The organism is Pantanalinema sp., from assembly GCA_036704125.1.
In the GTDB taxonomy this organism is placed as follows: domain Bacteria; phylum Cyanobacteriota; class Sericytochromatia; order S15B-MN24; family UBA4093; genus JAGIBK01.
Genome location: DATNQI010000098.1, coordinates 51,730 through 77,784 on the forward strand (window position 1 = coordinate 51,730; position 26,055 = coordinate 77,784).

Sequence of the window (26,055 nt, forward strand, 5' to 3'; positions counted from 1 at the left end):
GGGACTCTCGTCCATGACCGGGAACACGACAGGTATTAGACCGCGGGCAGGTAGCGGCGCTGCTGGGCCAGCTCCCGCAGGGCCGAGAGGACCTGCGGATGCTTGTTGCCGATGCTCCGGATGTCCTGGGGCGACAGCTTGAGCAGGGTGCAGGGCTCGAGGGTGCGCACCGTGGCCGAGCGCTTCGGCGTGAAGCCGCCCGCGACCCCCTCGCCGAAGAGGTCGTTCTCGCGCAGCACCGGCGCCTCGGCCAGGTCCGGGTTCTCGACCCGCAGGCTCCCGCTCACGACCAGGTAGCACGCGTCGTCGTCGGCGGAGCCCGCCCGGATCACCACCTGCTCGGGCCCCATCTGCACCTGCTGGAGGCGAAGGGAGAAGGCGTTGAGGGTGTAGGCGTCCAGCCCCGAGAAGACCGCGCTGCGCGCCATGGCCCGGCGGTTCTCCCACAGGCGGCGCAGGCGATCGCTCAAGAGCTCGCGGCCCTCGCCTGCGGCCAGGGCGTCCTCGCCCGCGAGCATGGCCCGGAAGGTCCCCCCCGGGATCGCGAGCAGCCGGCCCGGCGTGGTGGCGAGCACCGTGGCGGCACGCTTGCCGGCCGCGTCGAGCAGGGCCTGCTCGCCGAAGAAGTCGCCCGCGCGCAGCTGCGCGACGGTGGCGCCGTTCATCAGGACGTCGAAGAAGCCGTGGGTGACCAGGTAGAAGCAGCCGTCCTCGGCCGCGCTCCCCTGCTTGATGACGACCTCGCCGGCGGCGCTCTCGCGCATGCTGGCTTCCGAGGCGAAGCGCTCCGTCCACGCGCCGGGGTCGCTCAGGTGCCAGGAATCGAGGGTGCGGCCGATCTTTCCGGCGTTACGAGCGGCCGCGCCGAGGTTTCCCAGTTCGAACAGCTGCAGGGGCTGCGCCAGTTCGAAGCGCTCCTCGTACTGCGAGGGCAGGGTGTGGCGGTGCGCCAGCACCAGGTTGTCGTGGTCCTCCAGGTGAAGGAAGTCCTCGATGTAGCCGTGGATGGTGGCCTCGCCCGCGTCCACGATCACCTTCCGGCCCCTCAGGAGGGCCTCGAGCGACGCGAAGCGCGCCTCGTCGATGACGCCCTTCTGCCGCATGTCGATGAGCTGGCGGCGGCCCGCCGTGTCGCTGGTGATGACCAGCTCCTCGCCCGCGACCGCGACGGTGACCCCGACGCAGGGCACCGAGTGGCAGGCGTCGTGGAAGTCGAGGCGGGCGCCGTCGAGGAAGAGGGGCGTGCCGGGGACGACCTCGCGGAAGCGGAAGAAGCTCGTCACCGCGCCCTCGTCGATGTCGAGGATGGCCGCGAGCTTGATCGAGAGGCAGGCCCAGACCTCGCGGGTGGTGAAGAGATCGATGGGCTCGTTCGCGCGGGCGAAGGCCATCAGGTCCCCGGTGTGGTCGTCGTGGATGTGCGAGATGAAGATGCCCCGGATCTGCTCGACCCCCACCCCGAAGCGCTCCAGGGTGCGGTGGACGTAGGGCGAGCAATCGATGAGGTAGTGGGCGCCGTCGAGGGTCATCAGGTAGCTGGTGCTGGGGGCCACGTGCTGGAAGGCGCCCGCCGCCCCCAGGATGCGCACCGAGAAGGGCTCCGAGGAGGCGAGCTCCGACACCTCGGGGATGGTCCAGGCCGGCCCCTGCAGGGCGACGTCGGAGAGGTCCACCACGACCTCCTCGCCGTTCTCGCGCACCGCGTAGCGCTGGGCGCCCAGGCGCTCGATCACCGTGTCGCCGAACGACGCCAGGCCCGAGGCGTCCCAGGCGCGCGAGTCGAGGAAGCGATCGGTCGGGATGATCGCCCCGCTCCTGTCCTTCAGGGCGAAGTAGTCGCACTCGCGCTTGAGCATGGCCGCGCGAACGGGGTCCAGCTCGCGCGAGAGCACCTCGGGGGTCATGCCCAGCAGCGAGATGTCCATGAGCCGCGAAGCGCGCAAGACCTGGCTCTCGGTGCCCACGAAGGCCAGGGGCTCCTTGACCGACAGGGTCTCGAAGTCGAAGTTGCGGTTGAAGAAGACGTGGCCGAAGAAAAGGAACTCGGGCACCATCTGGGGCAGGCGATCGCGCAGGACGGCGTCGGTGAAGACGACCACGTTCGGCCAGGCGAGCCCGGCACGCATGAGGTGCTGGTGGATCTCGGGAAACGTGCCCAGGAGGATCCGATGCGATTGGGTCGCGACGTAGGCGGCGCCAGGGAATCGAACGACATGCATGGGGCGGGGGCTCCTTTCCCGAGACTATTCTACCCAGCTTGGCTGAAAGAATGCCAAGAGTCGTTCACGTGTCGGTGAGCGGCGCGCTTCAAGCATCCGCCAGGTGCAGGAGGAGCACGTCGCCTCCCATCATGTGCCCCGAGAGGTGAGCGTCCCAGGTGGCCTTCGAGCCAAGGTACGAGAACTGCTGGGTGATGCGATCCGCCTGATAGCCCTCGGGCAGGCTCATGGTGAAGTCCCGGGCCTCGCCGCGGTTGATCAGCGCCAGGAGCGTGCCCTCGGGGGTCCTGCGCAGGACGGGCTCCAGGCCCAAGAGGGGCCGGGTCAGGGGCTTCACGCCGAGCTGCACCAGGAGGCTCGAGACGAAGCTGACCACCGACTGCTTGCGCGCCGGATCGTCCAGGTAGTAGCCGGGGCTGTCCAGGATGGGGCCGAGCAGGGTGCCCACGAAGGCGGAGGTGCCGGCGCCCACCGGCGCCATGTAGCCGACCGGGGCCTTCATGTAGTTGAGGAGCTCGGTGCCTCCCGGCGGCACCGTCACGTAGCTCACCATCCGCGCGCACCAGACCTTGCCGCCGTAGAGGCTGTCGGTGAGCCACACCCCGGCGCGGGTCGCGTGCTTGATCATGCCCATGACCGGCTGCAGCTTCTCGAGGGTGAAGCGCACGATCGGGTGGGCGATCTTGTGGCGATCGCGCAGGTGGAACCAGGTCAGGTCGCCCACGGTGCCGGTGACGACCGCGAGGGCCCGGGGCCGCCAGGTGCGCTTGAGGCGGCCGGGGAAGAGCCGGTGGTCGCCCTCGACGAAGGGGGTGCCCAGGGTCACGAGCGAACCGCCGGCCTCCACGTACGCCTCGAGCTTCGAGACGAGCTCGGGAGCGAGGTGCCCCGTGCAGTTGAAGAACAGCACCTTGCAGGCGGAAAGCTCCGAGGGGGTCGCCGTGTCGAGCTCCAGCACCCGGGGCTGGTAGCCGCCCTCGACCAGGGCTCCGTACAGCCCGGCGTTCGCCGGGAAGTGGGTGACCCCCCGGTCGATGGCGTCGTCCAGGTTCTCCCGGGCGACCTTCACCGGGTCGCAGGTGTACTGGAGGATGTCGTGGGTGGCGTCCTGGTAGTAGAGGATTCCCACCGGCGAGGAGACCTCCTCGCTGTCGGCCAAGAGCCTTCCCCAGTCCTTGCGGAACTGCCCCAGGGCCTCGACCACCGCCATGCGCTCCGAGCGCTCCCCCTTGTGATTGAAGGGCGAGCGGTAGAGGTACTTGGAGCCGTCCGGGTCCTGGCCCTCGTGGAGGGGGTAGAGGATGTTGCACTGGCTGCCGCGCAGGTAGGAGGCCATCATCTTCTGGAGGGTGGCGATGACGGGCACCTTGACGCCCACGTCCATCCAGCCGGCGCCGATCTCGGGGGCCATCAGGGGGCCGCCCCGCAGCATGGCCCGGTACATCTTGGGCACGAAGCTGATGGCGTACGGCTGGTCCAGGGGCGTCGAGACCCGGATGAACTTGGGATAGAGGTCGAAGCCCACCGGCGCGACCCGGTTCTTCTTGGCGAAGTGGTTGGGCCAGCTCGGGAACCACACGTCGTTGAGGTAGAAGTGGGTGTCGATCCCGAGCTCCTGCCAGAAGCCCTTGAGGGTGCCGAGGTAGCCGACCACCGTGTCCTCGACGTAGCGCGCCAGGTCCACGAGCTGGGAGCGGGTCGTGGGGGCCGAGGAGGGCGGGACGAGGTGCTCGAAGTCGACGTGCTTGGTGCCCCAGGCCTCGTTGAGGGCCTGGATGTCGGCGTAGCGCCCGGCGAGGTACTGCCGCAGCTGGCGGACCGACTCGGGGTTGAGGTCGGTCAGGTAGGGGCCCGCGCCGTACTGGGGCATGCCCGTCTCGTTGTCGAGCTGGAGGGCCACGATCTCGCCGGCTGCGATCATGGGCGCGAGCAAGGGAGCGAGGGCATCGAACCAGCGCCGGGTCAGCTCGAGGAAGCGGGGGTGGTTGAGGAAGACCTCCGGATGGTCGGGGAGCAGGGGCGGGCGCATGAGGGTCTCGGGGTAGCGCTCGCGCAGCCAGAAGGGGATCCCGAAGCCCTGGTACTCGGCGTAGATGTAGGGGCCGGGCTTGATGATGACCGGCAGCTCCAGCCGGCGGCACAGGTAGAGGAAGCCGCGCAGGTCGCGCTCGGGGGCGGTGCGGCCGTCGAAGTCGAACTCGCCCTCGCGCACCTCGTGCCAGATCCAGGGCACGTAGGCGGAGATCAGGTTGACGCCCGCCTCCTTGAAGGAGGTGAGCAGGCCTTCCCACTGATCCCGCTGGATGCGAAAATACTGGAACTCGCCGCCGAACACCAGATCGGCCCGGTCGTCGATGAGGATCTGGTGGGAGCTGATGCGCATGGTCAAAGGGAAAACCTCCTCGTGGTCGCTCGTCCATTATAAGGCGGTGAGCGAGATCCCCGCCATGATGCCCCGCACGCGAGCGCCGGCGCGGTGATCCCGATCCACTTTTGACAAACCGCCGCGCAGGGTGATACAAAAGGTGTTAGCACTCGGCTGCGTCGAGTGCTAACAACCGAGCTAAAACCTCGGCCGGTCCCCGATCCGATCCCAGAAATCTCAGGGCGCGATGTTTGGAAACGACTTTCGGCTGACACCGAGAAAGCAGCATATCCTGCGCGCGGTGATCCGCGACTACATCCAGACCGCCGAGCCGGTCGGCTCCCGCACGCTCTCCAGGAAGTACGATCTGGGCCTCTCGCCGGCGACCATCCGCAATGAGCTGTCCGATCTCGAGGAGGAGGGCCTGCTGCGCCAGCCCCACGCCTCTTCCGGGCGGGTGCCCTCGGATCACGGCTACCGCGTCTTCGTCGACAACCTGATGGAGCCTGGCGCCCTGAGCCTCGAGCAGCGCGAGCAGCTGGCGCGCACCCCCCTGCGCGCCCAGGAGCTCCCCGAGCTCATGCTGCAGACGGCCAAGCTGACGGCGGTGCTCGCGGGCTGCACGGCGATCGTGCGCGCCCCGCGCCAGGCCGACAGCCGCATCAAGTTCATCCAGCTGATGCCCGTGGCCGAGCAGGACGTGCTGCTCATCATGCTCACCGACCGGGGGCAGGTCTCGAACCAGCTCATCCGCTTGCCCGAGCCCCTCTCGACCGAGGAGCTCATGGTCGTCGCCAACTTCCTCAACGAGCAGCTGCGCGATCGAGCGCTGGACCAGCTCACCCAGGACGCGCTGTCCGAGGTTAGCGGCAAGCTCTCGGCCTATCACGCGGTGCTCTCGGCCCTGTGGGACCGCATCCCCCGCAGCAAGCCGAGCGAGCGCCTCTACCTCAGCCACCAGTCGTATCTCGCCCAGCAGCCGGAGTTCGGCGAGATGGGCAAGGTGGGCCATCTGCTGACCCTGCTCGAGCAGGACCGGGTCATGCTCGAGCTCATGGACGCGCTCGCCTCGGGCGCTCGCGACAAGGCGAGCGTCGCCATCGGCTCCGAGAACCCGCTCACCGACTTCCGGGAGTGCTCGGTGGTCACGGCCCCCTACCGCCTCGGCGAGCAGGTGCTCGGCGAGGTGGCGGTGATCGGACCGACCCGGATGCACTACGCGACGGCGATCGCCGCCGTCGAGGCCATGGCCGAGCGCCTCAGCTCGGCCCTCACCGACCTCTACGGCCTGGAGCCGCCGTCTGGCCCTCGCCCTTAGCCTGGCTCCAGCAGCTCATACCACACTAGGAGGGATATTTTGGCAGAAGAAGAACTCAAGGAGGCGACTTTGGTCGAGCCCGGTCCCGACGCCGACGCGCGGGACCAGCGCATCGCGGAGCTGGAGGGCCAGTTCAAGCGGCTGGCGGCGGACTTCGAGAACTACCGCCGGCGCCAGACCCAGGAGCGCGAGGAGCTGGTCAAGTTCGCCGCTTCCCGCGTCTTCGAGAACCTCTTGCCGGTCGTCGACAACCTCGAGCGCGCCATCGCGAGCTCCAAGAAGGCCACCGACGTCCAGCAGGTGATCACCGGCGTCGAGCTGATCCAGCGCCAGATGATGGACTTTTTCGCCAAGTCGGGGGTCGTGCCCATGGAGGCCCAGGGCGCTGCCTTCGACCCCAACCTGCACGAGGCGATCGCCCAGTTCGCGACGACCGAGGCCCCCGACCAGACGGTGCTCGCCGAGGTCCAGAAGGGCTACTACCTCAACGGGAAGGTCCTGCGCCACGCCATGGTGCAGGTCGCCAGCAACCCCAGCGCCGCACTCAACACCGAACCAAAGACCGAGGTGGCAGCTAACGCCGCCGAATCGCATAAGGAGGACAACCATGGGTAAGGTCATCGGGATCGACTTGGGCACCACCAACTCGGTCGTCTGCGTGATGGAGGGCGGCAAGCCCGTCGTCATCGCCAACGCCGAGGGTGCGCGTCTCACCCCGTCGATCGTGGGCTTCAGCAAGACCGGCGAGCGTCTCGTCGGCCAGGTCGCCAAGCGCCAGGCCATCACCAACCCCGAGAACACCGTCTACTCGATCAAGCGCTTCATCGGCCACAACTTCGACGAGGACAAGATCCAGGAAGCCCGCTCCAAGATGCCCTACCAGGTCAAGAAGGCGTCGACCGGGGCCGCGGCCGTCGAGATCATGGGCAAGGAGTACTCGCCCCAGGAGATCTCGGCCATGGTGCTCGGCAAGCTCAAGGCCGACGCCGAGGCCTACCTCGGCGAGAAGGTGACCCAGGCGGTCATCACCGTGCCCGCGTACTTCAACGACGCCCAGCGCCAGGCCACCAAGGACGCCGGCACCATCGCCGGCCTCGAGGTGCTGCGCATCATCAACGAGCCGACCGCCTCGGCGCTCGCCTACGGCGAGGACAAGTCCAACGACCACACGATCCTGGTCTACGACCTGGGCGGCGGCACCTTCGACGTGTCGATCCTGGAGCTGGGCGACGGCGTGTTCGAGGTCAAGGCCTCGGCGGGCGACCCCAACCTGGGCGGCGACAACTTCGACGAGCGGATCATCGGCTGGCTGATCGACGAGTTCAAGAAGAGCGAGGGCATCGACCTCGGCAAGGACAAGATGGCCCTGCAGCGCCTCAAAGAGGCCGCCGAGAAGGCCAAGATCGAGCTGTCCTCGATGGTCACCACCAACATCAACCTGCCCTTCATCACCGCCGACCAGTCCGGCCCCAAGCACCTGGACCTGACGCTCAGCCGCGCCAAGTTCGAGGAGATGACCGCCGATCTGGTCGAGGCGACCATGGGGCCCACCCGCCAGGCCATGTCGGACGCCGGCCTCAAGCCCAGCGAGATCGACAAGATCATCCTGGTGGGCGGCTCGACCCGCATCCCCGCGGTGCAGGACGCCATCCGCAAGTATCTGGCCAAGGAGCCGGACAAGAGCGTCAACCCTGACGAGGCCGTCGCCCTCGGCGCCGCCATCCAGGCGGGCGTGCTCGGCGGCGAGGTCAAGGACGTGCTGCTCTTGGACGTCACCCCGCTCTCCTTGGGCATCGAGACCCTCGGCGGCGTGTTCACCAAGCTGATCGAGCGCAACACCACCATCCCCACCTCCAAGAGCCAGGTCTTCTCGACGGCGGCCGACGGCCAGACCTCGGTCGAGATCCACGTCCTGCAGGGCGAGCGCGAGATGGCCGGCGACAACAAGACGCTCGGCAAGTTCCAGCTCACCGGCATCCCCGCCATGCCCCGCGGCGTGCCCCAGATCGAGGTGACCTTCGACATCGACGCCAACGGCATCGTCAACGTCTCGGCCAAGGACAAGGCGACCGGCAACGAGCAGAAGATCGCGATCACCAACACCAGCGGTCTCTCCAAGGACGAGGTCGAGAAGATGCGCCGCGACGCCGAGGCCCACGCCGAGGACGACAAGAAGCGCAAGGAGCTGGTCGAGGCCCGCAACTCGGCGGATGCCGCGATCTACACCGCCGAGAAGACCCTTCGCGAGTCGGCCGACAAGCTGAACGACGAGCAGAAGACCAAGCTCGAGGGCGCGGTGTCCAAGCTCCGCGAGGCGAGCGGCAAGGAGGACCTCCAGGCCATCACCCAGGCGACCAACGACCTGACCCAGACGGTCTACGAGGTCAACGCGGCCGTCTTCGGCCAGGGCACCGGCACCCCCGGCGCCGAGGGCGCCGCGGCGGGCGCGGCGGCCGGTTCGGGCGGCGACAACGTCGTCGACGCGGACTACGAAGAGGTCAAGTAGTCCTTCCATCCCCGCGAGGGGCCGGATCGCCCGGCCCCTCGCCTAGTCCCAAGTTGAGGCCATGAGCACCAAACGCGATTACTACGAGGTCCTCGGCGTCGCCAAGAACGCCTCGGACGACGAGCTCAAGAAGAGCTACCGCAAGCTGGCGCGCCAGTACCACCCGGACGTCAACAAGGACCCCGGGGCCGAGGACCGCTTCAAGGAGGTCACCGAGGCCTACGAGGTCCTCTCGGACGCCCAGAAGCGCCAGCGCTACGACCAGTTCGGCCACGCCGCCTCGCAGGGGGGCTTCGGCGGGGGCGCTCCCGGCTTCGAGGGCTTCGAGGGGTTCGGCGGCTTCGGCGATATCTTCGAGGCCTTCTTCGGGGGCGGGGCGGGCCAAGGCCCCGGTTCGCGCCGGCGCCGCGGCCCCGAGCGGGGCGCCGACCTGCGCTTCGACCTGGAGTTTCCGTTCCGCGACGCGGTCTTCGGAAGCGAGCAGACCATCGACATCTACCACCTCGAGAAGTGCGACGACTGCACGGGCTCGGGAGCCAAGGCGGGCAGTTCGGTCTCGACCTGCGGCCTTTGCCAGGGCACCGGCCAGATCACCCAGACCCAGCGCACCATCTTCGGCCAGTTCTCCCAGGTGGCGCCCTGCCCCAAGTGCGGCGGCGAGGGCAAGGTCATCGAGACCCCCTGCCCCACCTGCAAGGGCGCCGGCCGCAACAAGAAGGCCAAGAAGCTCTCGGTCAAGGTGCCGGCGGGCGTCGACACGGGTGCGCGCCTGCGGGTGACCGGTGAGGGCGACGTGGGCCCCAAGGGGGGACCCGCGGGCGACCTCTACATCGTCCTGCACGTGCAGGAGGACGAGCGCTTCGAGCGCCAGGACACCGAGCTCTTCTACACCGAGGCCATCACCTTCCCGCAGGCGGCGCTGGGCGACGAGGTCCAGGTGCCCACCCTGGAGGGGACCGAGACCATCAAGATCCCGGCGGGCACCCAGCACGGCACCACCTTCGTGCTCAAGGGCCAGGGCGTGCCGCTCCTGGGCGACCCCAAGGGCCGCCGCGGCGACCTGCACGTGGAGGTCAAGATCGCGGTGCCGACCAAGCTCTCCGAGGAGGAGGCCGACCTCCTGCGGCGCTTCGACGAGCTCGCCAAGAAGAAGGCCGAGCACCACGGCGTCAACTGGATGGACATGCTCAAGAGTGCCCTGGGCGGCAAGCACTAGCCCAAAGAGCATCTAACAAAACCAGGCATGTTTCGGCCTATGGCCGCCGTGGGCGGCTAGAAGGAACAGTCTTGTTAGGCGCTCTAAGCGAAAGCCCCCCGAAAGGGGGGCTTTTCTTCTTGCTACAGGCCCTTGTCCAGGCGCTTGAGGCGCTGCTCCTCGACCATCTTGAGAGCCTGGTAGGTGAGGTAGTCGTTGTAGTCGGGATCGCCCGGGTTGGGGACGTGATCCCGGAACCGGTCCTCCAGCGCGTTCTTTTGGAGGATCTGGGTGGCCTTGATCGGGTTGTGCGGGCGCTGTTCGTCTGACATGACATTCTCCGGAAGAGACAGGGGAGCTGGCTAGGGTTTTTGTACCCAGCGGGGGCCCCCCTCTCACGATCCCTTTATGCCCCCGGGATCCGCTTGCTGTGCCCCCCCGTGGGGGGTAGAATAGGCGGTTACACCCTATGAAGGGTTACGCCCCGTCGCAAGAAAGAGCAGGCCCATGCTACGCGTGTACAACGATCGGACCCACCGGCTGGAGGCCTTCAACCCCCAGCACGCGCCGGACGTGACCATGTACGTCTGCGGTCCGACGGTCTACAACTTCATCCACCTGGGCAACCTGCGCTGCTTCATCGCCTGGGACGTGGTGCGCCGCTACCTCGAGCACGCCGGCTACCGGGTCAAGCACGCCCAGAACTTCACCGACGTGGACGACAAGATCATCCGCGACGCGGCGATCGCGGGCGAGCCCTGGGACGCCTTCGCCGAGCGCTTCATCCGCGAGTTCTTCGTCGACGCCGACGCCTTCAACATCCGGCGCGCCCACGTCTACCCCAAGGCCACCGAGCACATCCAGGACATGGTCGATCACATCGAGGGCCTGATCGCGAAGGGCAACGCCTACGCGGTGGACGGCGACGTGTACTTCGCCGTCGACACCTTCGAGACCTACGGCTGCCTCTCGGGCCGCTCCCTGGAGCAGATGCAGGCGGGCGCGCGCGTCGAGGTGGACGAGCGCAAGCGCAACCCCATGGACTTCGCCCTCTGGAAGGCCGCCAAGCCCGGCGAGCCGGCCTGGAACAGCCCCTGGGGCCCGGGCCGGCCCGGCTGGCACATCGAGTGCTCGGCCATGGTCCGCAAGCACCTGGGCGACACCATCGACCTGCACACCGGCGGGCTGGACCTCACCTTCCCCCACCACGAGAACGAGATCGCCCAGAGCGAGGCCCTCACGGGCCACACCTTCGCCCGCTACTGGCTCCACAACGGCTTCTTGACCATCGACGCCGAGAAGATGTCCAAGAGCCTGGGCAACTTCGCCACCGCCCGCGACGTGCAGGCCGCCTACGACCCGCAGGACGTGCGCTTCTTCATGCTCGGCACCCACTACCGCCAGGAGCTCGACTTCTCCGACGCGGCCATCCGGGCGGCGGGGACGGGCCTCTCGCGCCTGCGCAAGACCCTCTCGCGCCACAAGGATCGCCTGGTCGCCCCCACCGAGGCGGTGACGGCCCTCCAGGAGCACCTCACCGAGGCCTTCCGCTCGGCCATGGACGAGGACTTCAACACCTCGCGGGCCCTGGCCGTCCTCTTCGAGGGGGCCAAGGCCATCGGCGAGCTCAAGGGCACCGACGAGGCGGCCGCGGGCCACGCGGTGAAGACCCTCTTCGACCTCTCGGACGACGTGCTCGGTATCGACCTCTCGGCCCTGCCCGCCGAGAGGCGGGACCTCTCGGATCTCGCGGACGCCCTCTCGGCCCTGGCCGCCGAGTTCGGCGTGGAAGGAGAGACCCTCGAGCAGCGGCTCGAGGCCCTCATCGCGCGCCGGGCCTCGGCCAAGGCCGCCAAGGAGTGGGCCGTGGCCGACGGCATCCGCAACCGTCTCAAGGACCTGGGCGTCACCCTGATGGATCGCCCGGGCGGCGAGACCGCCTGGGAGCGCGCCGAGGCCCTGGGTGTCGGGGGGTAGGCCGATTTTTCCTCCCCTGCCGAAAGAGGTCGACTGGCGCCTCCTCAGCCCTCGCTTGCTCGCCTACATGGGCGATGCGGTCTACGAGCTGCACGTGCGCAGCCGCCTGATGACCGCCGACGTGCCGGTCGAGCGCCTGCATGCCGCCAAGGTCTCGCGGGTGCGCGCCTCGGCCCAGGCCGAGGCCCTGCGCGCCCTGATGCCCACCCTCACCGAGGCCGAGGCCGACGTGGTGCGCCGGGCGCGCAACATGAAGTCCAACGTGCCCAAGAACGCCTCGGTCGCCGACTACCGCCACAGCACCGCCTTCGAGGCGCTCCTGGGGATGCTCTACCTTCGAGGAGAGGGCGAACGCCTCTCCGAGATCCTGCTTGCCACCGATTCGATTCTGGAGACCCCCGCCGATGACCAAGCCTGACCCCCGCCACTCCTCCAAGCCGCCCCGGGACGAGGCCGAAGCGGCCCCCCAGGGGGAAATGGTCTACGGGCGGCACGCGGTCCTCTCGATGCTGGAGGGCGATCGCCCCGTCAACAAGATCTGGATGCTGCGCTCCCTCGAGAAGGACGCCCTCTTCCCCAAGGTGCGCCAGCTCGCCAAGGCCAAGGGCGCGAGCGTCATGCTCACCGAGCGCGGCAAGCTGGACCAGCTGACCGAAGGGGCGACCCACCAGGGGATCGTCGCCTCGGTGGCGACCCAGGCCTACGTCGACCTGGACGAGGTGATCGCGCAGGCCAAGGCCCATCCCCAGCCCCTGGTGGTCCTGCTGGACGGGGTGGAGGATCCGCACAACCTCGGCGCCATCATCCGCAGCGCCGAGTGCGCCGGCGCCCACGGGGTGGTCATTCCCCAGCGCCGCTCGGCCTCGCTCACGGGCGTGGTCGAGAAGACGGCCGCAGGCGCCCTGGCGCACATGCCGGTGGCGCGGGTGGTGAACCTGCCCAGGGCCATCGAGGAGCTCAAGGACGCGGGCTTCTGGGTCGTGGGGGCGGAGGCCTCGGGCGATCGCTGGCTCTACGACGTGGACCTCACCGGGCCGATCGCCCTGGTGATCGGCAGCGAGGGCGAGGGGATGCACCGCCTGGTCACCGAGAAGTGCGACTTCGTCGCCAAGCTCCCCTTGCTGGGCAAGACGACCTCGCTCAACGCCTCGGTGGCCGCGGGGGTCATGCTCTACGAGGCCGTCCGCCAGCGCCTGGTCGCTTCGAAGTAGCGCCGATACCGTAGTTTCACGGGATTTTCAGGTCTGTCCCCTATTCTAGGCTAGTACCCGGGGCGGGTAAGGTGCCAGACAGGAGAAGAGCGATGAGCCTGAACGAGACTTGGCGTGGGATTTTCGGGGCGGGCGCCGTCAGGGCCGAGGAGGAGCACGGGCTCGAGGCGATCGCCGGCGGGGATCTCACCTGGCGTCCCGCTCGGCGCGACCCCGGACAGAGCCCGGCTGCCGGCGTCGCCGTGCGCTTCAACCGGATCATGGTGCCGCTCAACATCAAGCTGATCCGCGCCGGCGTCCAGAGCAAGGAGGCCGCGGCCGACCTGACGCGCGTCAACGAGCGGGCCAGGATCGAGACCCAGGCCCTGGCCGAGATGGGGAAGGACATCGCCTCGATCGCCCAGAGCGGCTCCGAGCTTGCTCATGAGGTGGAGCGCCTGCGCGAGGCGACGGACGTCACCTCGGCCTCCATCGAGGAGCTGAGCGGGAGCATCAGCCAGGTCTCGGGCAGCGCCCACGGCATGAGCGCCCAGGCCCAGCCCCTCGCCGAGGCCATCGATCGGGTCGGCACCTTCGCCAAGCAGATGGCGTCGGCGACGCAGGGGGCCGCGGCGGTCGCCGGCGAGGCCGACCAGCTCGCCGGTTCGAGCCGGGACATCATCCGCCGCAACACCGAGAGCATCCAGCGGATCGGCCGGGTGGTCGAGGACGCGGCCGGGGTGATCCAGGAGCTGGGCGTCCAGACCGGGCAGATCGGCCACATCGTCGAGGTGATCGACGACATCGCCGAGCAGACCAACCTGCTGGCCCTCAACGCGGCCATCGAGGCGGCGCGCGCCGGCGAGCACGGCCGGGGCTTCGCGGTGGTCGCCGACGAGGTCCGCAAGCTCGCCGAGCGCACGATCCGCTCCACCAAGGAGATCGAGACCGTCGTCAGGGCCATCGAGACGGACACCCGGCGCGCCTCGGGCGTGATGCAGGAGGGCCACCAGGAGGTGACGGCCAGCCGCGAGGTGATCGACCAGACCGAGCGTGCGTTCGGAGCGATCGCCAAGGCGGTGGGCGCCTGCGTGGAGCAGGTCCGGACCATCGAGTCCCTGAGCGAGGCCCAGCAGCACGACGCCGATCACGTCTCGGCGATGAGCATGCTCGTCATGCGCGCCATCGGGGAGGTCTCGCTGGCGGTCCGCGAGGAGGAGGCGGCGGTTCGCCAGATCGCGGCGGCCACCCTCGACCTGGTGAGCCTCGCCCAGGAGGTCTCGGGCAGCATCCGTCGCCAGGATGCCGCCAACGGGCGCATCGCCCAGGCCATCGACCGGGTCAACCACGTCGCGCGGCTCAACGCGGAGCAGATCGACCAGGCGGCCAAGGCGAGCCTGTCGGTGGCCCAGGGCATGGACGAGTTGCGCGCGGCCATGGGCGAGTTCAAGATCGAGGCGAGCGACGATCAGCTCATCGAGCTGGCCATCGGCGATCACCTGCTCTGGGTGGCGCGCCTGGACAACATGCGGCACGGCAACGAGGCCATCCGCCCCGAGAGCATGACCGGCCACCGCGAGTGCCGGCTCGGCAAGTGGTACTACGGCAAGGGGGGGCAGGCCTGCGGCGCTCATGCGACCTTCCGGTCGGTCGACACCCCCCACGCCGAGATGCACGACAAGGCGCGGAAGATGATCGTGGCCTACAACGCCGGCCGGATCGAGGAGAGCGATCGCCTCTTCACCGAGGTCCAGGGCCTGTCCCAGGAGATCGTGCGCAACCTGTTCGAGCTCAAGCAAAAGCTCTCGCCCGAGGCGACGGCCCTGATCCCGGTCGCGAGGAGCGCGCAGCCCGCCATGTGAGGGGCTGCGCCTCGGAAGGCGAGCGTCTGATCAGGCCTCGGACTCCACGCGCTTCAGCCATTCAGGGTTGCTGCGCGCGAGCACGTCGCGATCGACGCTCCCCTTCACCATGGCCGCCAGGATGCCGCGGTTCTTCGCGACCAGGAGCACCATCCCCAGGTGGCCGATGACGAGCGCCAGGATGGCCGCCGCGCTCAGCAGGTGAGCCTGCTTGAACAGGCCGCGCACGGGCTTGGTCATCCCCCATGCCTTCCCGAACTCGATGACGATCCCGCTCGCGAGCATCCAGCCCAGGAGCACCTGGAAGGCCCGGAGGCTCAGGCGCTGGCCGGGGTTGAAGCGCTCGCGCGCCTGGGGGATCCGGCGCCGGCGCAGCAGCAGGAACAGGACGAGACTGCCCACCATCAAGCCGCCCCCGAGCCAGAAGTGCCCCTTCTCGAGCACGTTGACGCCGTTGGGGCGCCACTTGTCCAGGTCTTGCCAGATGAGGGCCCCGCTCGCGAGCAGGAGGGTGACGGCGGCGGCGTTGGCCCAGTGATAGAGGCGCTCTGCCGGGGTGAATCGCTCGATTGCCATGGTCTTCCTCGCTTATGAAATCGCTTGCTTCGACTCGGATAATACGCCCTTCATTGTAGACAGGATGGATATTTTTGGCAAAAATCGCGCGATTTAACGCGATTTATTGACAATGAATCGCAGCATCACTCGCAACGACGTGTGCCCATCACCCGGCGAGACGGTGGGCGTGCAGGCATCATCCGGGTGCCGATCGTGCGCTCGCCGGGTATAACGGGGGGAGGCGATTGCCCGATCCAGACGAAAGGCCTCGTTCTCGCATGCGCATTCTCCCGGTCACCTTGGCCGCCGCGACGCTCCTCGCAGGGCTCGTCGGCTGCACCAGCTACCCGCCGGCCCCCATGGACAGTTCGAAGAGCACCTCGGGGAGCGATTCCGGGACACCGAGCGATCTTTCGACCCGCAAGGTCGCGGCCGTCACCGTCACGCCCGGGGCGGCGACCCTCAGCGTCCCGCCGCAGAACCCCAACCTGGCCTCGGCGGGCTTTTCGACCTCGCTCCAGCTCGACGCCCGCGTGGAGCTGGAGGGCGGGGGGATCCTCGACGGGGACCTGGTCTGGACCTCGTCGCACCCCGAGCTGGTCCAGGTCGACTCGCGCGGCTACGTGAGCACCGTGCGCACCACGGGCGGCGCCAAGCCCTCCCTCGAGCCCGTGATCCTCACGGCCACCTCCCGCCGCGACGCCGAGAAGTCGGCCACGGTCACCATCACGGTGGTGGACGAGGGCACGGCCGTCGTGCAGCTCCAGTAGGCCCGCGATGAAGAAGCACACGACGTTCGTCACCCTTTTGGCCTTCACGCTGCTCGCCGGCTGCGCCACCGCGCTCTCCCCGCTCGCGGATCGAGGCAGCACCGTCTCGCAGGACCCGGGCTACCGGCTGAGCGCGCCGAGCGCCGAGGGCGAGCTGCGCATCGGCATCCGCTGGCCCGAGCGAAGCGTGCAGGCCATTCCCCTGAGCGCCAACTCCGCCACCATCTGGCTGTACGATTCGGCCGGGCGCCCCATGACCCAGGCCACCGTCCAGCGTCCCACCCAGGGGAACCTGTCGTCCCAGGTCTTCTTCCGGGTCAAGGCGACCATGGGGGTCAAGGTGGTCGCCAAGCTGTACGAGGAGACGGACCCCGACGAAAGCAGGACGCCGGTGGCCATGGGCACCGGCCACGTGGACATCTACGCCAACAACATCAACATCGTCTCCATCACCCTGAACCCCCTCATCGAGCCCGCTCTCGCGGTGCTCACCCCCTCCTACGGCGGCGTGGGCAAGGAAGTCGTCATCTCGGGGGCCTATCTCGGCCAGAGCCAGGGCCACGCCTGCACCGTCAAGTTCACCGGCATCCCCGCCACCTCGGTGACCCGCGTCAGCGACGAGGAGATCCGGGCCACGGTGCCCGCAGGGGCCGTCTCGGGCGACGTGGAGGTCGCGGTGGACGGCATCCGCAAGACCCTGCCCTTCGAGGTGCTCGCCGACCTGGCCTTCGAGAACCTGGACTATCAGCAGCAGGCGTACCGGATGCTGCCGCTCACCTGCATGGGGACCTTCACCGACGGCAGCAAGCGCCAGGTGGATGCCCTGACCTGGAGCTCGTCGGACCATGCGATCGCCACGGTGGACCAGAACGGCCTTTTGCGTCCCGTCGCGCCGGGGACGGCGACCATCCGCGCCGCCTCGGGCCAGGTGAAGGCGAGCGCCACGGTCACGGTGGGCACCACCGGCGCCGTCGTGATCGCGGCCGTCAAGATGCCCCAGTCCGGCATGACCGAGGTGAGCGTGCCCATCGACCTTCCCTCGGCCGCCCCCGGCGGCCTGCCCGTCTCGTCGGATCCCTAGCCCTCATCCCCCCGCCCCCCGGTGGGGCGGACTTGCGCAGGATGCGCTGACCCCGCGAAGGGCACGGATGCCCGAGAGCGGGGAAGGGGGTGGGGGGATCTCATCAAGTTCCTTATTTCAAGGAGAGTCTTAGGTATGAATCGGAAGCAATCGGTACGCCTGGCGGCGGGCACGCTCCTGGCCCTCACCCTCACCGGCACGCTCGCCTGCGCTCCGCGCGCGGGCCTCGCTCCGCTCACCCCGAGCGAGCCCGGCGTGACGGCTTCCGGCGCTCTCACGGTCCCCGTGACCCTTCCCAAGCTCGGTGAGCGGGGCGTCCAGTACCAGTACAACAGCGGCTACATCAACGCCCTCGAGGTCGTGCTGGTCGACAGCCTCGGCCGTCACCAGGCCTACGTGGTCTGCCGCAACCCCGACGCGGGTGCTCCCGGCGGCTCGGTCAACGTCCTCTTCCAGAACGTCGCCCCCGGCACCGCCTGGATCACGGTACGAACCACCTACCGCCAGCTCATCGGCGAGAACGAGCGCCTTTCGCCCGTGGACGGCAAGCCCAGCACCTTCGAGCTGGACGGTGGTCCCACCCGGGTGACCGCCGTCAGCGGCACCCTGAGCGGGGACCAGGCGACCAAAGTCCTGGTCTTCAAGAGCGCCGACCTGGGCGGCACCGCGACCGCACCGTCGGTCCTCTCCTTCTACGAGAACAACGACGGGGGATCCGAGCTCAACGATGCCTCGGCCGTCAACGCGGGCTACGGGGTCGGGGCGGCGAGCGGCAGCGTCGTTCCCGGCAACGTGACGACCCTGCCGGTGCAGGTTTCCCAGCCTCCGACCTTCGATGCGTCGCTGCTCGACACCACCCGCCACACGGATGCGGGCACGCCCATCAACCTCACGGTGAAGGACGTCCAGGCAGGTGATCGCCTCGTGGTGGTGCGGGCGTCCAACCCCTCGGCCAGCAGCGACTTCCTGGACTTGACCAAGGTCGCGAACTACGACTTCTATCCCCTGACCATCAACAGCAGCACGAGCGTCACCTTCACCCCCACCCGCTCGACGGGCGGGATGGTGAACTACTACCTCTCGCGCGGCGAGATGGTGAGCAAGATCGGCGCCGCCAACGGGAGCGTCTCGCTCGCCAAGGTTCACGTCCATCCGGATCTGGTGAGCGCCGTTTCTGTGCGTAACGGATCCGATGACGGCGCTTTGCCTCTGGCTCGGCGTGCCGGTGAGACCGATACGCTCTACATCACGCTGCGCGACAAGTTCAACAACCCGATCACGGGCGCCGACTTCGGCATCCGTACGATGGAAGGCTTCAGCTGGAAGTCGGCGGTCGAGCCGGATTCTAGCAAGCTGGCACCTAATCTCGCCACCTATACGCCGGTCGCCTTCGTGCCCGGAGCGACGATCGGGCGCCTGAGCACGCCCACCGATGGCAATAACGATGGCGTCTGGGAAGCCACCTTCACCCAAGGGGCTGTCGCGCCGACGGCCGCAGGCACCGCGGCTTCCTTCACCCTCTCCAACAACAACTGGATCCAGGCCGTCTCCTACCTCTACGACCCGTCGAACCAGGGCGCGGTCTCCAATTATGCGCTCGGGGTTGTCGTGGATCCCCGCGATGCTGCCAACTTGTGGCTTACCCTTTACAGGGGGGCGAACGTAGCCGGGGGGACCTTCGTCGCCTCACGCAGCTACAAACCCACCGTCTCCGCGCCGGATAACGAAGCGACCATCAGCCTCACTCCGACGGCCCCCTGGAACCTGCCTGTTCCGGTGCTGCGGATGGGACGCAACCTGGGAGCGAACATCACGACCTCGGACGATGACACCCGGATCGCGGTCTCGGCGGGAGCCCGCGCGGTGGGGGATTCCGATCGCCCCATGTTCCGTATCTATTCTCAGAATCCGGACGGCACCCTGACGGTCAGGAACGCGATCAACGGCGGCAGTTATACCTGGAAGCAGTAGCACTGTTTAGGCATGGTGGCAGCTTGCGATGATGACGTGGGATGAGGTCGCGCTGTTGTGCGAGAGCGTGGACTTCGAGGCGAAGGCCGCCCAGGGAATCGATGGCCGGCGCCTCCATGAAATGAGCGAGTTGCATTCCCGGGATCTCACGGTGCGTTTGCAAGGGTTGGTGCGTCGAAATTTTCTGGTGCCGGAAGGGGGCCTGCGCAATCGCTCCTACCGCTTGCCTGAAGGCAGTTTGCCCTATCCTGTGGGCCCTCTCTTCGGCCAGGTTGGCGAGGAACAGGTCGAAGGCTCCGTGCAAAGTGAGGAGCTTCAGGCAATCGTGGCTCCGCTACACGGGTTGCGTCGTTTTCCAACACTGAGGATGGAGCAGATCATCCTTCGCCTTTGCGCGATAAGACCCCTGACACTAAAACAGCTGAGCATCTTGCTGGAGCGTTCGCCCGAGACCATTCGGACCCACTTCTTGAATCCGATGGTGCAGCAAGGGCGCTTGCTTCTCGAATACCCTGATAAGCCCAGCCATCCAGATCAAGCTTATCGTTCCAAGCCTGGGGGTGTGTAGGTCTTGAAGGTCTGTGAGACGGTCGCCTTCACCAACGAGGGACGGGCCATTGTTCGGCGATCGCCCGTCGCTGGCGACGCGGCTGATCTGCTGGCTTTCCTGCGGCAACTGCACCGGGAGTCGTATCGCTTCTTGAATCGGGCTGCCGACAAGTACGACGCCATGTCCGTGGCCGAGGAGGCCGAAATCCTGGCGCAATTCGAGGCGCATCCCACCAGCTTCATGGTCGTGGCCGCTCACGAGGGGCGCATCGTAGGGCACCTGGGCGTGTTCGCCGAGGCGTCACCCTTCCAGGAGCACTGCGGCCGCCTGGGGATGGGCTTGCTCGCGACGTATCAAGGTCAGGGGATCGGTAAGGCGCTGCTCCGGCATGCCCTCCAAGAGGCCGAGCGTTTTGGTCTGTGGAACATGCGACTTTATGTCCGCACCTACAACGAGCCGGCCATCCGTCTCTACGAGTCGATGGGCTTCGAGCGGGTGGGGACACTTCAGGCGATCGCCTGGATCGATGGCGAGTGGGTGGATGATCATCTCTACCAGCGCCGGGCTGCTGGGGTATAATAATCCCAGAATAAAGACCGTCGGGCCGAAGGAGGTTTTCCATGGGTAACACCGTCGTCAAAAACCCGGATTTTCCCCTGCGCCACGCCCAGATCACCGAGTTGAAGAACACCAAGAAGATCGCCGAGGAGGTCGAGGCATCCGATATCCTGATCGTCCGTAATGGCGAAACGGTCGGATACCTGGTGAACCCCGCCCACTATGAGGCGCTGATCGAGGCGTGGAAGGATGCAGCCTCCAAGACGACAAAGGCCTTTTTGAAGGCTTACGAGAAGCGTCATGGCGCCCTGGATCGCCTGGACTCCGCCTATGCCGCCTCGTTGCAGGGCGAGCATGCGTCCGAGGAAGAGGTCCGGGCGATCTTCGGGGACTAGATGAAAGTCTCCTGGCAGCGCTCAGCCCTGGCCGACGTCGCGGCCCTGATGCCGTTTCCACCGCATCGGCGCGCCCTGAAGGCGCGCCTGGAGGGGCTGCTGTTCATCGGGCAGGCAAGGCCCTGCGCGAGCGATCGCTATCCGGACGCCTATTTTCTCAAGTTCAAGCATTGGGTCGTCATGTTCCGTGTCTTGGACGAGACCTCGCTCGACGTCCTGGCCGTGGAGTACAACCTGGGACAGATGATTTAGCTTAGAAATCGAAGCTGGAGGCCAGCACCAGCCCGACGGGATAGGCGTCCTGGGTTGCTTGCCGCATGACCGGGAGCAGGACGCTGGCCTGCACGGCCACGTCGGGGGTGATCAAGTAGGTGAGCCCCGGGGCGATCTGGACCAGGCTCGAGCTGGTGTCGGCTTTCACGGTGCCGTCGAGGGTGCCGGTGGTCTGCCAGTTGCTCAGTCCTTCGAGGCAGGCGTACCAGCTCGGCGAGAGCTTGGTGATGAGGCCCGCGTGCACGTCGAAACGGCAGCCGCTCCAGCGCGTCCCCCCGCTCGCCGTGCCGGGAAGCGCCGAGCCGGCGTTGAGGTTGAACACCGCCTGCAGGTTGGGGGTGAGCTTGTGCGCCTGCGAGTGCTGGAGGGCGAGCCCGGTGGTGCCCGCTCCCAGCCCCTCCTGGGCGTTGCCCGTGGGGAGCGTCGCGCGCAGCCGCAGGCGCCCCGAGCTCCCGTCCCGCTTCCAGAGGCGGCGCGAGAGACTCAAGCCGACGTCCGAAAGGCCGTGGCGCGTGCCCTGGCCCTCGGGGCGGATGGCGTCGTAGGGGACGGTCAGTGCGGTGCTGAGATCGTTCCCCAGCCCCACCTCCAGCGAGGTGTAGGCCTCGCCCCACAGGTAGCCGGGTTGCAGCGGGGCGAGGCCCCCGTCGCTCACCCGCTGGTCGTAGGGGAGGGCGCTCACGATCTCGAGCAGCTCGTAGCGCCCGGCCGGAGCCACCCAGGTCCCACCCATGTTGATCGTGTAGGCCTGCGCTGCGGGGGCGATCGCCCCCAGCGCGATCGCGCCCACTCCCAGTCCCGTCAAGATTCGAATCATGCGCTCTCGTTCAGCTCTACCCATCGGGGCGGTGTCACCGTCACGAGTCGTACCCGGCGGGGGCGCTGCTTACGCCGGGCAAGCCATGCCGTGCTCAGGCCTCCACGGGCCGGGGGGGCTCCTTGAGGGCAGATCGGACGAAGCGCTCCGAGCCCATGACGGTCGTGGCCGCGAGGCCGAGCAGGGCGATCGCGATCGGGAAGACGAACGCGTGGTGGATGGCGTTGCCGAGCACGGTGACGAGGAAGGCGTGGACCTCTTCCGGGAGCTGCTTGCCCATCGCCATCAGGGCCTGAGGGCTGCCGGCGGCCTGCAACCGGGCCGAGCCCGCGCCCAGCTTGCCGAGCCCGCTCGCGATCTGCTGGTGGGTCTCCGCGTTGACGATCGTGGCCATCAGCGAGGTCCCCAGCACCCCCCCGATGGACCGGAAGAAGCCCACCAGGCTCGCCGAGATGCCCATGTGACGCTCTTCCACGCTCTGGGAGACGGCGAGCTGGGCGACGGACATCATCATCCCGATTCCCGCGCCGAGGGCGACCATCAGCCCCATCATCTGCCACTTGCTGGCGGTGAAGGGAGCCACGGAGATCATGTAGGCCGCGACCGCCATGATCGCCATGGAGATCGCCATGTAGCTGCGGTAGGCGATGCGCTCGAACAGGGGTGCGGCCAGCATCGCCGCCGCGATGACCGTGAACATGAGCGGGGTGAGGACGTTCCCCGCGTCCCCGGTGTTCAGGCCGAGCACGCCGACCACGAAGAGCGGGAGGTAGGCGATCGCCCCGAACATGACCGCCCCCTGGGCGAAGGTCGTGGCGCAGGTGCCGAGCACCACGCGGTTCTTGAACAGCTCGAGCGGGAGGATGGGCTCCTGGGCGCGGCGCTCGGCGAACAGGAACAGCCCGAAGGAGGCGAGGCTCGCGCTCAGGAGGCTCACGACCTTCCAGCCGAGCCAGCTGCCCTGATCCCCGGCGAACTTCATGGCGAGCATCAGGCATACCGTGGTGGCGACCATGGTGACCGAGCCCAGGTAGTCGATGCTGGGACGGTGCGACGAGCGGGTCTCGTGGAGCGCGAAGACGAGAATCACGAAGGCCGCGATCCCGAGCGGCAGGTTGATGTAGAAGCACCAGCGCCAGCTGAAGTGCTCCGTGATGTAGGCGCCCAGGTTGGGCCCGATCAGGCTCGAGAGGCCGAAGACGCCCCCGAAGACCGCCCCGAGCTTCGCCCCCTGGTCGGCCGGCAGGAGGCTGTAGAGCAGGGTGAAGGTGATGGGGGTGATGGCGCCGGCTCCCAGTCCTTGCAGGCCCCGGTAGAGAATGAGCTCGGTCATGGTGTGGGCCGTCCCGCACAGGCCGGACCCCACCATGAAGAGGGCGAGGCCCCCGAGGTAGAAGCGCTTGCGGCCGTAGAGGTCGGACATCTTGCCGACGATCGGCATGACCGCCGTGGTGGTGAGCATGTAGGTCGTGAAGACCCAGGCGTACAGCTCGAGACCCGAGAGCTCCCGGATCACGGTGGGCATGGCCGTCGAGGTGATGGTGCCGTCCAGGCTCGAGAGCAGCAAGGTCAAGGCGAGGGCGAGCAGCACCATGGGGAGGTGGGTTTGCTTGGGCTGGGGCTCCATAGGGTCCTCCTTTTTGGTTGACATGTAAGTCAATATAAGGGCAAAAAAAGAGAGGGGGACTGGGTTTTCAGGCTATCAGGAGGCTGGTGCAGCGCTCGATGATGACCGGAAGATGCTGCCGCTTGGCTTCGGGGCTCGCCTGGAGCTTGACGAGGAAGCTCATGGCGCCGATCACGGCGTGCCAGTAAATGGACGCCAGCAACTCGGGAGGCCCCTGCCGGAAGATCCCGGCGCTGGTTCCCTCGGCGATGAACTGAGCCAGGGCTTTCTCGAACCGGTTCTCGAAGTCCGCGAAGGGTGCGTCACCCTCGCGGGGGCCGCCGACGGCGACGAAGTCATGGTGCATGCGGGCATAGCAGAGGAAATAATGCGGGTTGTCGATCGCCGAGCGTGCGAAGAACTCGGTGAAGCCGCGCAGGCGCTCCAGCCGGGGCTGTTCGGTGAACAGCGCGGTCTCGGAATAGCCCCTGGCGTGATGGATCAGGTGCTCGAAGAGGCGCCGGAACAGGGTCTGCTTGTCCTTGAAGTAGTAGTAGACCAGCCCCCGGGCGAGGCCGGCGGCCTCGGCGATCTCGCCGATCTCGGTGCCCTCGTAACCCTTCGCGCCGTACAGCTCGAGGGTGGCCTGCAGGATCTGGGCCATCCGCTGCTCGCGGATCTCGCGGTTCTGTTCCGAGGTGCGGGGGGCCATGGCCTTCTCCGTTTGATTGACTTCCGTGTTAGTCAAAAATAGACCAGGCGAGCGAAGCTGTCAAGATGCTGAAAGGCGGTCCCCCACTGGGGGACCGCCTTTCAGCGAGGGATGGCGCTTTAGGCCAGCGCGGGTTCGGGCTCGTTCGAGGAGCCGCCGGTGAAGAGGGACTCGAACTGCTCGGAGTCCAGGGTCTCCTTCTTGATGAGCTCCTTGGCGATGAGCACCATCTTGTCGTGGTTCTCGCTCAAAAGGCGCTTGGCCTTCTGGAACGCCTCCTCGACGATGCGCTTGACCTCCTGGTCGATGACGCTGGCGACCTCGTTCGAGTAGTCCTTGTCCCCGCCGCCGAAGTCGCGGCCCAGGAAGACGTGCTCGTTGTGCTTGCCGAAGGCCAGGGGCCCCAGCACGTCGCTCATTCCCCACTCGGTGACCATCTTGCGGGCGAGGCCCGTGGCGCGCTCGATGTCGTTGCCCGCCCCGGTGGTCACGTCGCCGAAGACCAGCGACTCGGCGGCGCGGCCGCCCAACAGGCCCGTGATCATCGCCTCGATCTTGGACTGGCTCAAGAGCACCCGGTCCTCGGGGAGGTGCCAGGTCAGGCCCAGGGCCCGGCCGCGGCTGACGATGGTGATCTTGTGGACCGAGTCCGACTCGGGGATGAGGCGCGCGACCAGGGCGTGGCCGACCTCGTGGTAGGCGATGATCTCCTTCTCCTGGTCGGAGATGATCCGGCTCTTGCGCTCGGGACCCGCGTAGACCTTGTCGATGGCCTCGTCGAAGTCGGCCATGGCGATCTCCTTGCGGTTGTACCGCGCAGCGATCAGGGCCGCCTCGTTGCACATGTTCATGATGTCGGCGCCCGAGAAGCCGGGGATGCGCTTGGCGAGCGTTCCCAGGTTGATGTCCTCGGCCAGGGGCTTGTTCTTGACGTGGACCTTGAGGATCTGCTCGCGGCCGTTGACGTCCGGGGTGTCGACGATGACCTGCCGGTCGAAGCGGCCGGGACGGGTCAGCGCCGTGTCCAGGATGTCGGGGCGGTTGGTGGCGGCGATGACGATCACGCTCTGGTTGGGCTCGAAGCCGTCCATCTCGACCAGGAGCTGGTTGAGGGTCTGCTCGCGCTCGTCGTGGCCGCCGCCGAGGCCGGCGCCGCGCTGGCGGCCGACCGCGTCGATCTCGTCCACGAACACGATGCAGGGCGAGTGCTTCTTGGCCTGCTCGAACAGGTCGCGCACGCGGCTCGCGCCGACGCCGACGAACATCTCGACGAAGTCCGAGCCCGAGATGGAGAAGAAGGGGGTGCCGGCCTCGCCCGCGATCGCCTTGGCCAACAGGGTCTTACCCGTACCCGGCGAGCCGACGAGCAGCACGCCCTTGGGGATCCGGGCGCCGAGGGCCTGGAACTTCTCGGGGCTCTTGAGGAAGTCGACGATCTCCTGGAGCTCGGCCTTGGCCTCGTCGATGCCGGCCACGTCCGCGAAGGTGACGCGGGGCTTGTTCTCGACCATCATCTTGGCCCGGCTCTTGCCGAAGCTCATGGCCTGGTTGGAGCCGCTCTGCGCCTGGCGCAGCATGAAGATCCAGAGGCCGACGATGATCAGCACCGGCACCAGGATGGTCGAGAGCAAGGAGACCCACCAGCTCGACTGGTCGGGGGCCTTGACCTCGTACTCGACGCCCTGCTTGCCCAGCATCTCGTAGAGCCTGGGGTCGTTCTCGGGCGCCACGGTCCGCTCGAGGCGCTCGCCCGTCTTGGGCTCGGCGTCGATGACCCCGCTCGGCTTCGAGATGGTGACCTTCTTGATCTCGCCCTTCTCGACCTGCGAGAGGAAGGTCGAGTAGGAAATCTTGTCTACCTTGCTGGGCGGCTTGTTCCAGAGCGAGGTGACGAAGGCGATGGCGACGAGCACCAAAAGGATATAGATACCGCTGCTTTTCCAAACTTTGTTCAAAGTGAGCGCTGCCTCCTCATAAGTTCGCTTCATGGTATGGGTCGACCCTGGCGTTGTCAAACCACGCTTGCCTCTCGCAAACCGTCCTCACAACGCGCCGCGTCGCCGTGCCGGATCGGGCATGGCCCCTCGTCGAACCCCCGCGATTCGGGGCACGCTGTCAGGGACAAGGGATGT

At 67.5% G+C, this 26,055-nt stretch carries 23 protein-coding genes; 15 read left to right on the forward strand and 8 right to left on the reverse strand.

Going from position 1 to position 26,055, the window contains the following annotated elements; genetic code table 11:
* Positions 1-35 precede the first annotated feature (35 nt).
* The gene (locus tag V6D00_15730; GenBank protein HEY9900628.1) at positions 36-2,219 is read right to left on the reverse strand and encodes a cyclic nucleotide-binding domain-containing protein; all 2,184 of its coding nucleotides are present in this window, start codon (positions 2,217-2,219) and stop codon (positions 36-38) included.
* Between the two features lie 88 nt (positions 2,220-2,307).
* Positions 2,308-4,602, reverse strand: coding sequence for an alpha-amylase family protein (locus tag V6D00_15735; protein HEY9900629.1), 2,295 nt, complete (start codon positions 4,600-4,602; stop codon positions 2,308-2,310).
* A 229-nt stretch (positions 4,603-4,831) separates the two neighbouring features.
* Here V6D00_15735 and hrcA point away from each other — a divergent pair, with 229 nt between their 5' ends.
* The 4 genes from hrcA to dnaJ all read left to right on the forward strand — a co-directional run bounded on the left by hrcA (position 4,832) and on the right by dnaJ (position 9,624).
* Positions 4,832-5,902, forward strand: a complete 1,071-nt coding sequence (gene hrcA, locus V6D00_15740) for a heat-inducible transcriptional repressor HrcA (protein HEY9900630.1) — start codon at positions 4,832-4,834, stop codon at positions 5,900-5,902.
* Positions 5,903-5,941: 39 nt separating this feature from the next.
* Positions 5,942-6,517 carry a nucleotide exchange factor GrpE gene (grpE, locus tag V6D00_15745; protein HEY9900631.1) on the forward strand — a complete coding sequence of 192 codons (576 nt, stop codon included), beginning with the start codon at positions 5,942-5,944 and terminating at the stop codon, positions 6,515-6,517.
* Positions 6,510-8,408, forward strand: coding sequence for a molecular chaperone DnaK (gene dnaK / locus V6D00_15750; GenBank protein ID HEY9900632.1), 1,899 nt, complete (start codon positions 6,510-6,512; stop codon positions 8,406-8,408). The genes grpE and dnaK overlap by 8 nt, the downstream gene beginning before the upstream one ends.
* A gap of 61 nt (positions 8,409-8,469) precedes the next feature.
* Positions 8,470-9,624 carry a molecular chaperone DnaJ gene (dnaJ, locus tag V6D00_15755; GenBank protein ID HEY9900633.1) on the forward strand — a complete coding sequence of 385 codons (1,155 nt, stop codon included), beginning with the start codon at positions 8,470-8,472 and terminating at the stop codon, positions 9,622-9,624.
* Positions 9,625-9,746: 122 nt separating this feature from the next.
* Here dnaJ and V6D00_15760 read toward each other — a convergent pair whose 3' ends face one another.
* Entirely contained in the window at positions 9,747-9,935 is a 189-nt protein-coding gene (locus V6D00_15760) for a hypothetical protein (GenBank protein ID HEY9900634.1), read from the reverse strand.
* A 175-nt stretch (positions 9,936-10,110) separates the two neighbouring features.
* Between V6D00_15760 and cysS the strand changes: the two genes are divergently transcribed.
* The 4 genes from cysS to V6D00_15780 all read left to right on the forward strand — a co-directional run bounded on the left by cysS (position 10,111) and on the right by V6D00_15780 (position 14,632).
* The gene (gene cysS / locus V6D00_15765; GenBank protein HEY9900635.1) at positions 10,111-11,580 is read left to right on the forward strand and encodes a cysteine--tRNA ligase; all 1,470 of its coding nucleotides are present in this window, start codon (positions 10,111-10,113) and stop codon (positions 11,578-11,580) included.
* Positions 11,581-11,635: 55 nt separating this feature from the next.
* Positions 11,636-11,998: a ribonuclease III domain-containing protein gene (locus tag V6D00_15770; GenBank protein ID HEY9900636.1), complete on the forward strand. Its 363-nt coding sequence runs from the start codon at positions 11,636-11,638 to the stop codon at positions 11,996-11,998.
* The gene (gene rlmB, locus V6D00_15775) at positions 11,985-12,791 is read left to right on the forward strand and encodes a 23S rRNA (guanosine(2251)-2'-O)-methyltransferase RlmB (protein HEY9900637.1); all 807 of its coding nucleotides are present in this window, start codon (positions 11,985-11,987) and stop codon (positions 12,789-12,791) included. Before V6D00_15770 ends, rlmB begins: the two co-directional genes overlap by 14 nt.
* Before the next feature lie 92 nt (positions 12,792-12,883).
* A complete protein-coding gene (locus V6D00_15780) occupies positions 12,884-14,632 on the forward strand; it encodes a methyl-accepting chemotaxis protein (protein HEY9900638.1) in 1,749 nt (582 codons plus the stop codon).
* Between the two features lie 30 nt (positions 14,633-14,662).
* Here the strand turns inward: V6D00_15780 and V6D00_15785 are convergent, their stop codons facing one another.
* Complete coding sequence (locus V6D00_15785) at positions 14,663-15,208, reverse strand: cytochrome b/b6 domain-containing protein (protein HEY9900639.1); 546 nt, start codon at positions 15,206-15,208, stop codon at positions 14,663-14,665.
* A gap of 260 nt (positions 15,209-15,468) precedes the next feature.
* On the opposite strand from V6D00_15785, the gene V6D00_15790 reads away from it, so the two are divergent.
* The 7 genes from V6D00_15790 (at position 15,469) to V6D00_15820 (ending at position 20,767) form a co-directional block, all read left to right on the forward strand.
* Positions 15,469-15,960, forward strand: coding sequence for a hypothetical protein (locus V6D00_15790; protein ID HEY9900640.1), 492 nt, complete (start codon positions 15,469-15,471; stop codon positions 15,958-15,960).
* 7 nt (positions 15,961-15,967) lie between these two features.
* Positions 15,968-17,041, forward strand: a complete 1,074-nt coding sequence (locus V6D00_15795; protein HEY9900641.1) for an Ig-like domain-containing protein — start codon at positions 15,968-15,970, stop codon at positions 17,039-17,041.
* Positions 17,042-17,176: 135 nt separating this feature from the next.
* Positions 17,177-19,012 (forward strand): hypothetical protein, encoded by a 1,836-nt coding sequence (locus V6D00_15800; GenBank protein ID HEY9900642.1) that lies wholly within the window; start codon positions 17,177-17,179, stop codon positions 19,010-19,012.
* Positions 19,013-19,043: 31 nt separating this feature from the next.
* Positions 19,044-19,580: a hypothetical protein gene (locus V6D00_15805; protein ID HEY9900643.1), complete on the forward strand. Its 537-nt coding sequence runs from the start codon at positions 19,044-19,046 to the stop codon at positions 19,578-19,580.
* 3 nt (positions 19,581-19,583) lie between these two features.
* Positions 19,584-20,141 carry a GNAT family N-acetyltransferase gene (locus tag V6D00_15810; protein ID HEY9900644.1) on the forward strand — a complete coding sequence of 186 codons (558 nt, stop codon included), beginning with the start codon at positions 19,584-19,586 and terminating at the stop codon, positions 20,139-20,141.
* Between the two features lie 41 nt (positions 20,142-20,182).
* Positions 20,183-20,515, forward strand: coding sequence for a hypothetical protein (locus V6D00_15815; protein ID HEY9900645.1), 333 nt, complete (start codon positions 20,183-20,185; stop codon positions 20,513-20,515).
* Positions 20,516-20,767, forward strand: a complete 252-nt coding sequence (locus V6D00_15820; protein HEY9900646.1) for a hypothetical protein — start codon at positions 20,516-20,518, stop codon at positions 20,765-20,767.
* Position 20,768: 1 nt separating this feature from the next.
* On the opposite strand, the gene V6D00_15825 is transcribed toward V6D00_15820, so the two are convergent.
* From V6D00_15825 to ftsH, 4 genes are all read right to left on the reverse strand, one after another.
* Positions 20,769-21,605: a transporter gene (locus V6D00_15825; protein HEY9900647.1), complete on the reverse strand. Its 837-nt coding sequence runs from the start codon at positions 21,603-21,605 to the stop codon at positions 20,769-20,771.
* 94 nt (positions 21,606-21,699) lie between these two features.
* Positions 21,700-23,232 carry an MDR family MFS transporter gene (locus V6D00_15830; GenBank protein HEY9900648.1) on the reverse strand — a complete coding sequence of 511 codons (1,533 nt, stop codon included), beginning with the start codon at positions 23,230-23,232 and terminating at the stop codon, positions 21,700-21,702.
* Positions 23,233-23,299: 67 nt separating this feature from the next.
* On the reverse strand, positions 23,300-23,923 hold the full coding sequence (locus V6D00_15835) for a TetR/AcrR family transcriptional regulator (protein ID HEY9900649.1): 624 nt from the start codon (positions 23,921-23,923) through the stop codon (positions 23,300-23,302).
* Between the two features lie 119 nt (positions 23,924-24,042).
* Entirely contained in the window at positions 24,043-25,911 is a 1,869-nt protein-coding gene (gene ftsH, locus V6D00_15840; GenBank protein HEY9900650.1) for an ATP-dependent zinc metalloprotease FtsH, read from the reverse strand.
* Positions 25,912-26,055 lie beyond the last annotated feature (144 nt).

Coding starts and splice junctions, on each gene's coding strand:
- V6D00_15730 (HEY9900628.1), bottom strand. CDS start 2,219: ATGCATGTCGTTCGATTCCCTGGCGCCGCCTACGTCGCGACCCAATCG.
- V6D00_15735 (HEY9900629.1), bottom strand. CDS start 4,602: ATGCGCATCAGCTCCCACCAGATCCTCATCGACGACCGGGCCGATCTG.
- hrcA (HEY9900630.1), top strand. CDS start 4,832: ATGTTTGGAAACGACTTTCGGCTGACACCGAGAAAGCAGCATATCCTG.
- dnaK (HEY9900632.1), top strand. CDS start 6,510: ATGGGTAAGGTCATCGGGATCGACTTGGGCACCACCAACTCGGTCGTC.
- dnaJ (HEY9900633.1), top strand. CDS start 8,470: ATGAGCACCAAACGCGATTACTACGAGGTCCTCGGCGTCGCCAAGAAC.
- V6D00_15760 (HEY9900634.1), bottom strand. CDS start 9,935: ATGTCAGACGAACAGCGCCCGCACAACCCGATCAAGGCCACCCAGATC.
- cysS (HEY9900635.1), top strand. CDS start 10,111: ATGCTACGCGTGTACAACGATCGGACCCACCGGCTGGAGGCCTTCAAC.
- rlmB (HEY9900637.1), top strand. CDS start 11,985: ATGACCAAGCCTGACCCCCGCCACTCCTCCAAGCCGCCCCGGGACGAG.
- V6D00_15780 (HEY9900638.1), top strand. CDS start 12,884: ATGAGCCTGAACGAGACTTGGCGTGGGATTTTCGGGGCGGGCGCCGTC.
- V6D00_15785 (HEY9900639.1), bottom strand. CDS start 15,208: ATGGCAATCGAGCGATTCACCCCGGCAGAGCGCCTCTATCACTGGGCC.
- V6D00_15790 (HEY9900640.1), top strand. CDS start 15,469: ATGCGCATTCTCCCGGTCACCTTGGCCGCCGCGACGCTCCTCGCAGGG.
- V6D00_15795 (HEY9900641.1), top strand. CDS start 15,968: ATGAAGAAGCACACGACGTTCGTCACCCTTTTGGCCTTCACGCTGCTC.
- V6D00_15800 (HEY9900642.1), top strand. CDS start 17,177: ATGAATCGGAAGCAATCGGTACGCCTGGCGGCGGGCACGCTCCTGGCC.
- V6D00_15805 (HEY9900643.1), top strand. CDS start 19,044: ATGACGTGGGATGAGGTCGCGCTGTTGTGCGAGAGCGTGGACTTCGAG.
- V6D00_15815 (HEY9900645.1), top strand. CDS start 20,183: ATGGGTAACACCGTCGTCAAAAACCCGGATTTTCCCCTGCGCCACGCC.
- V6D00_15820 (HEY9900646.1), top strand. CDS start 20,516: ATGAAAGTCTCCTGGCAGCGCTCAGCCCTGGCCGACGTCGCGGCCCTG.
- V6D00_15825 (HEY9900647.1), bottom strand. CDS start 21,605: ATGATTCGAATCTTGACGGGACTGGGAGTGGGCGCGATCGCGCTGGGG.
- V6D00_15830 (HEY9900648.1), bottom strand. CDS start 23,232: ATGGAGCCCCAGCCCAAGCAAACCCACCTCCCCATGGTGCTGCTCGCC.
- V6D00_15835 (HEY9900649.1), bottom strand. CDS start 23,923: ATGGCCCCCCGCACCTCGGAACAGAACCGCGAGATCCGCGAGCAGCGG.
- ftsH (HEY9900650.1), bottom strand. CDS start 25,911: ATGAAGCGAACTTATGAGGAGGCAGCGCTCACTTTGAACAAAGTTTGG.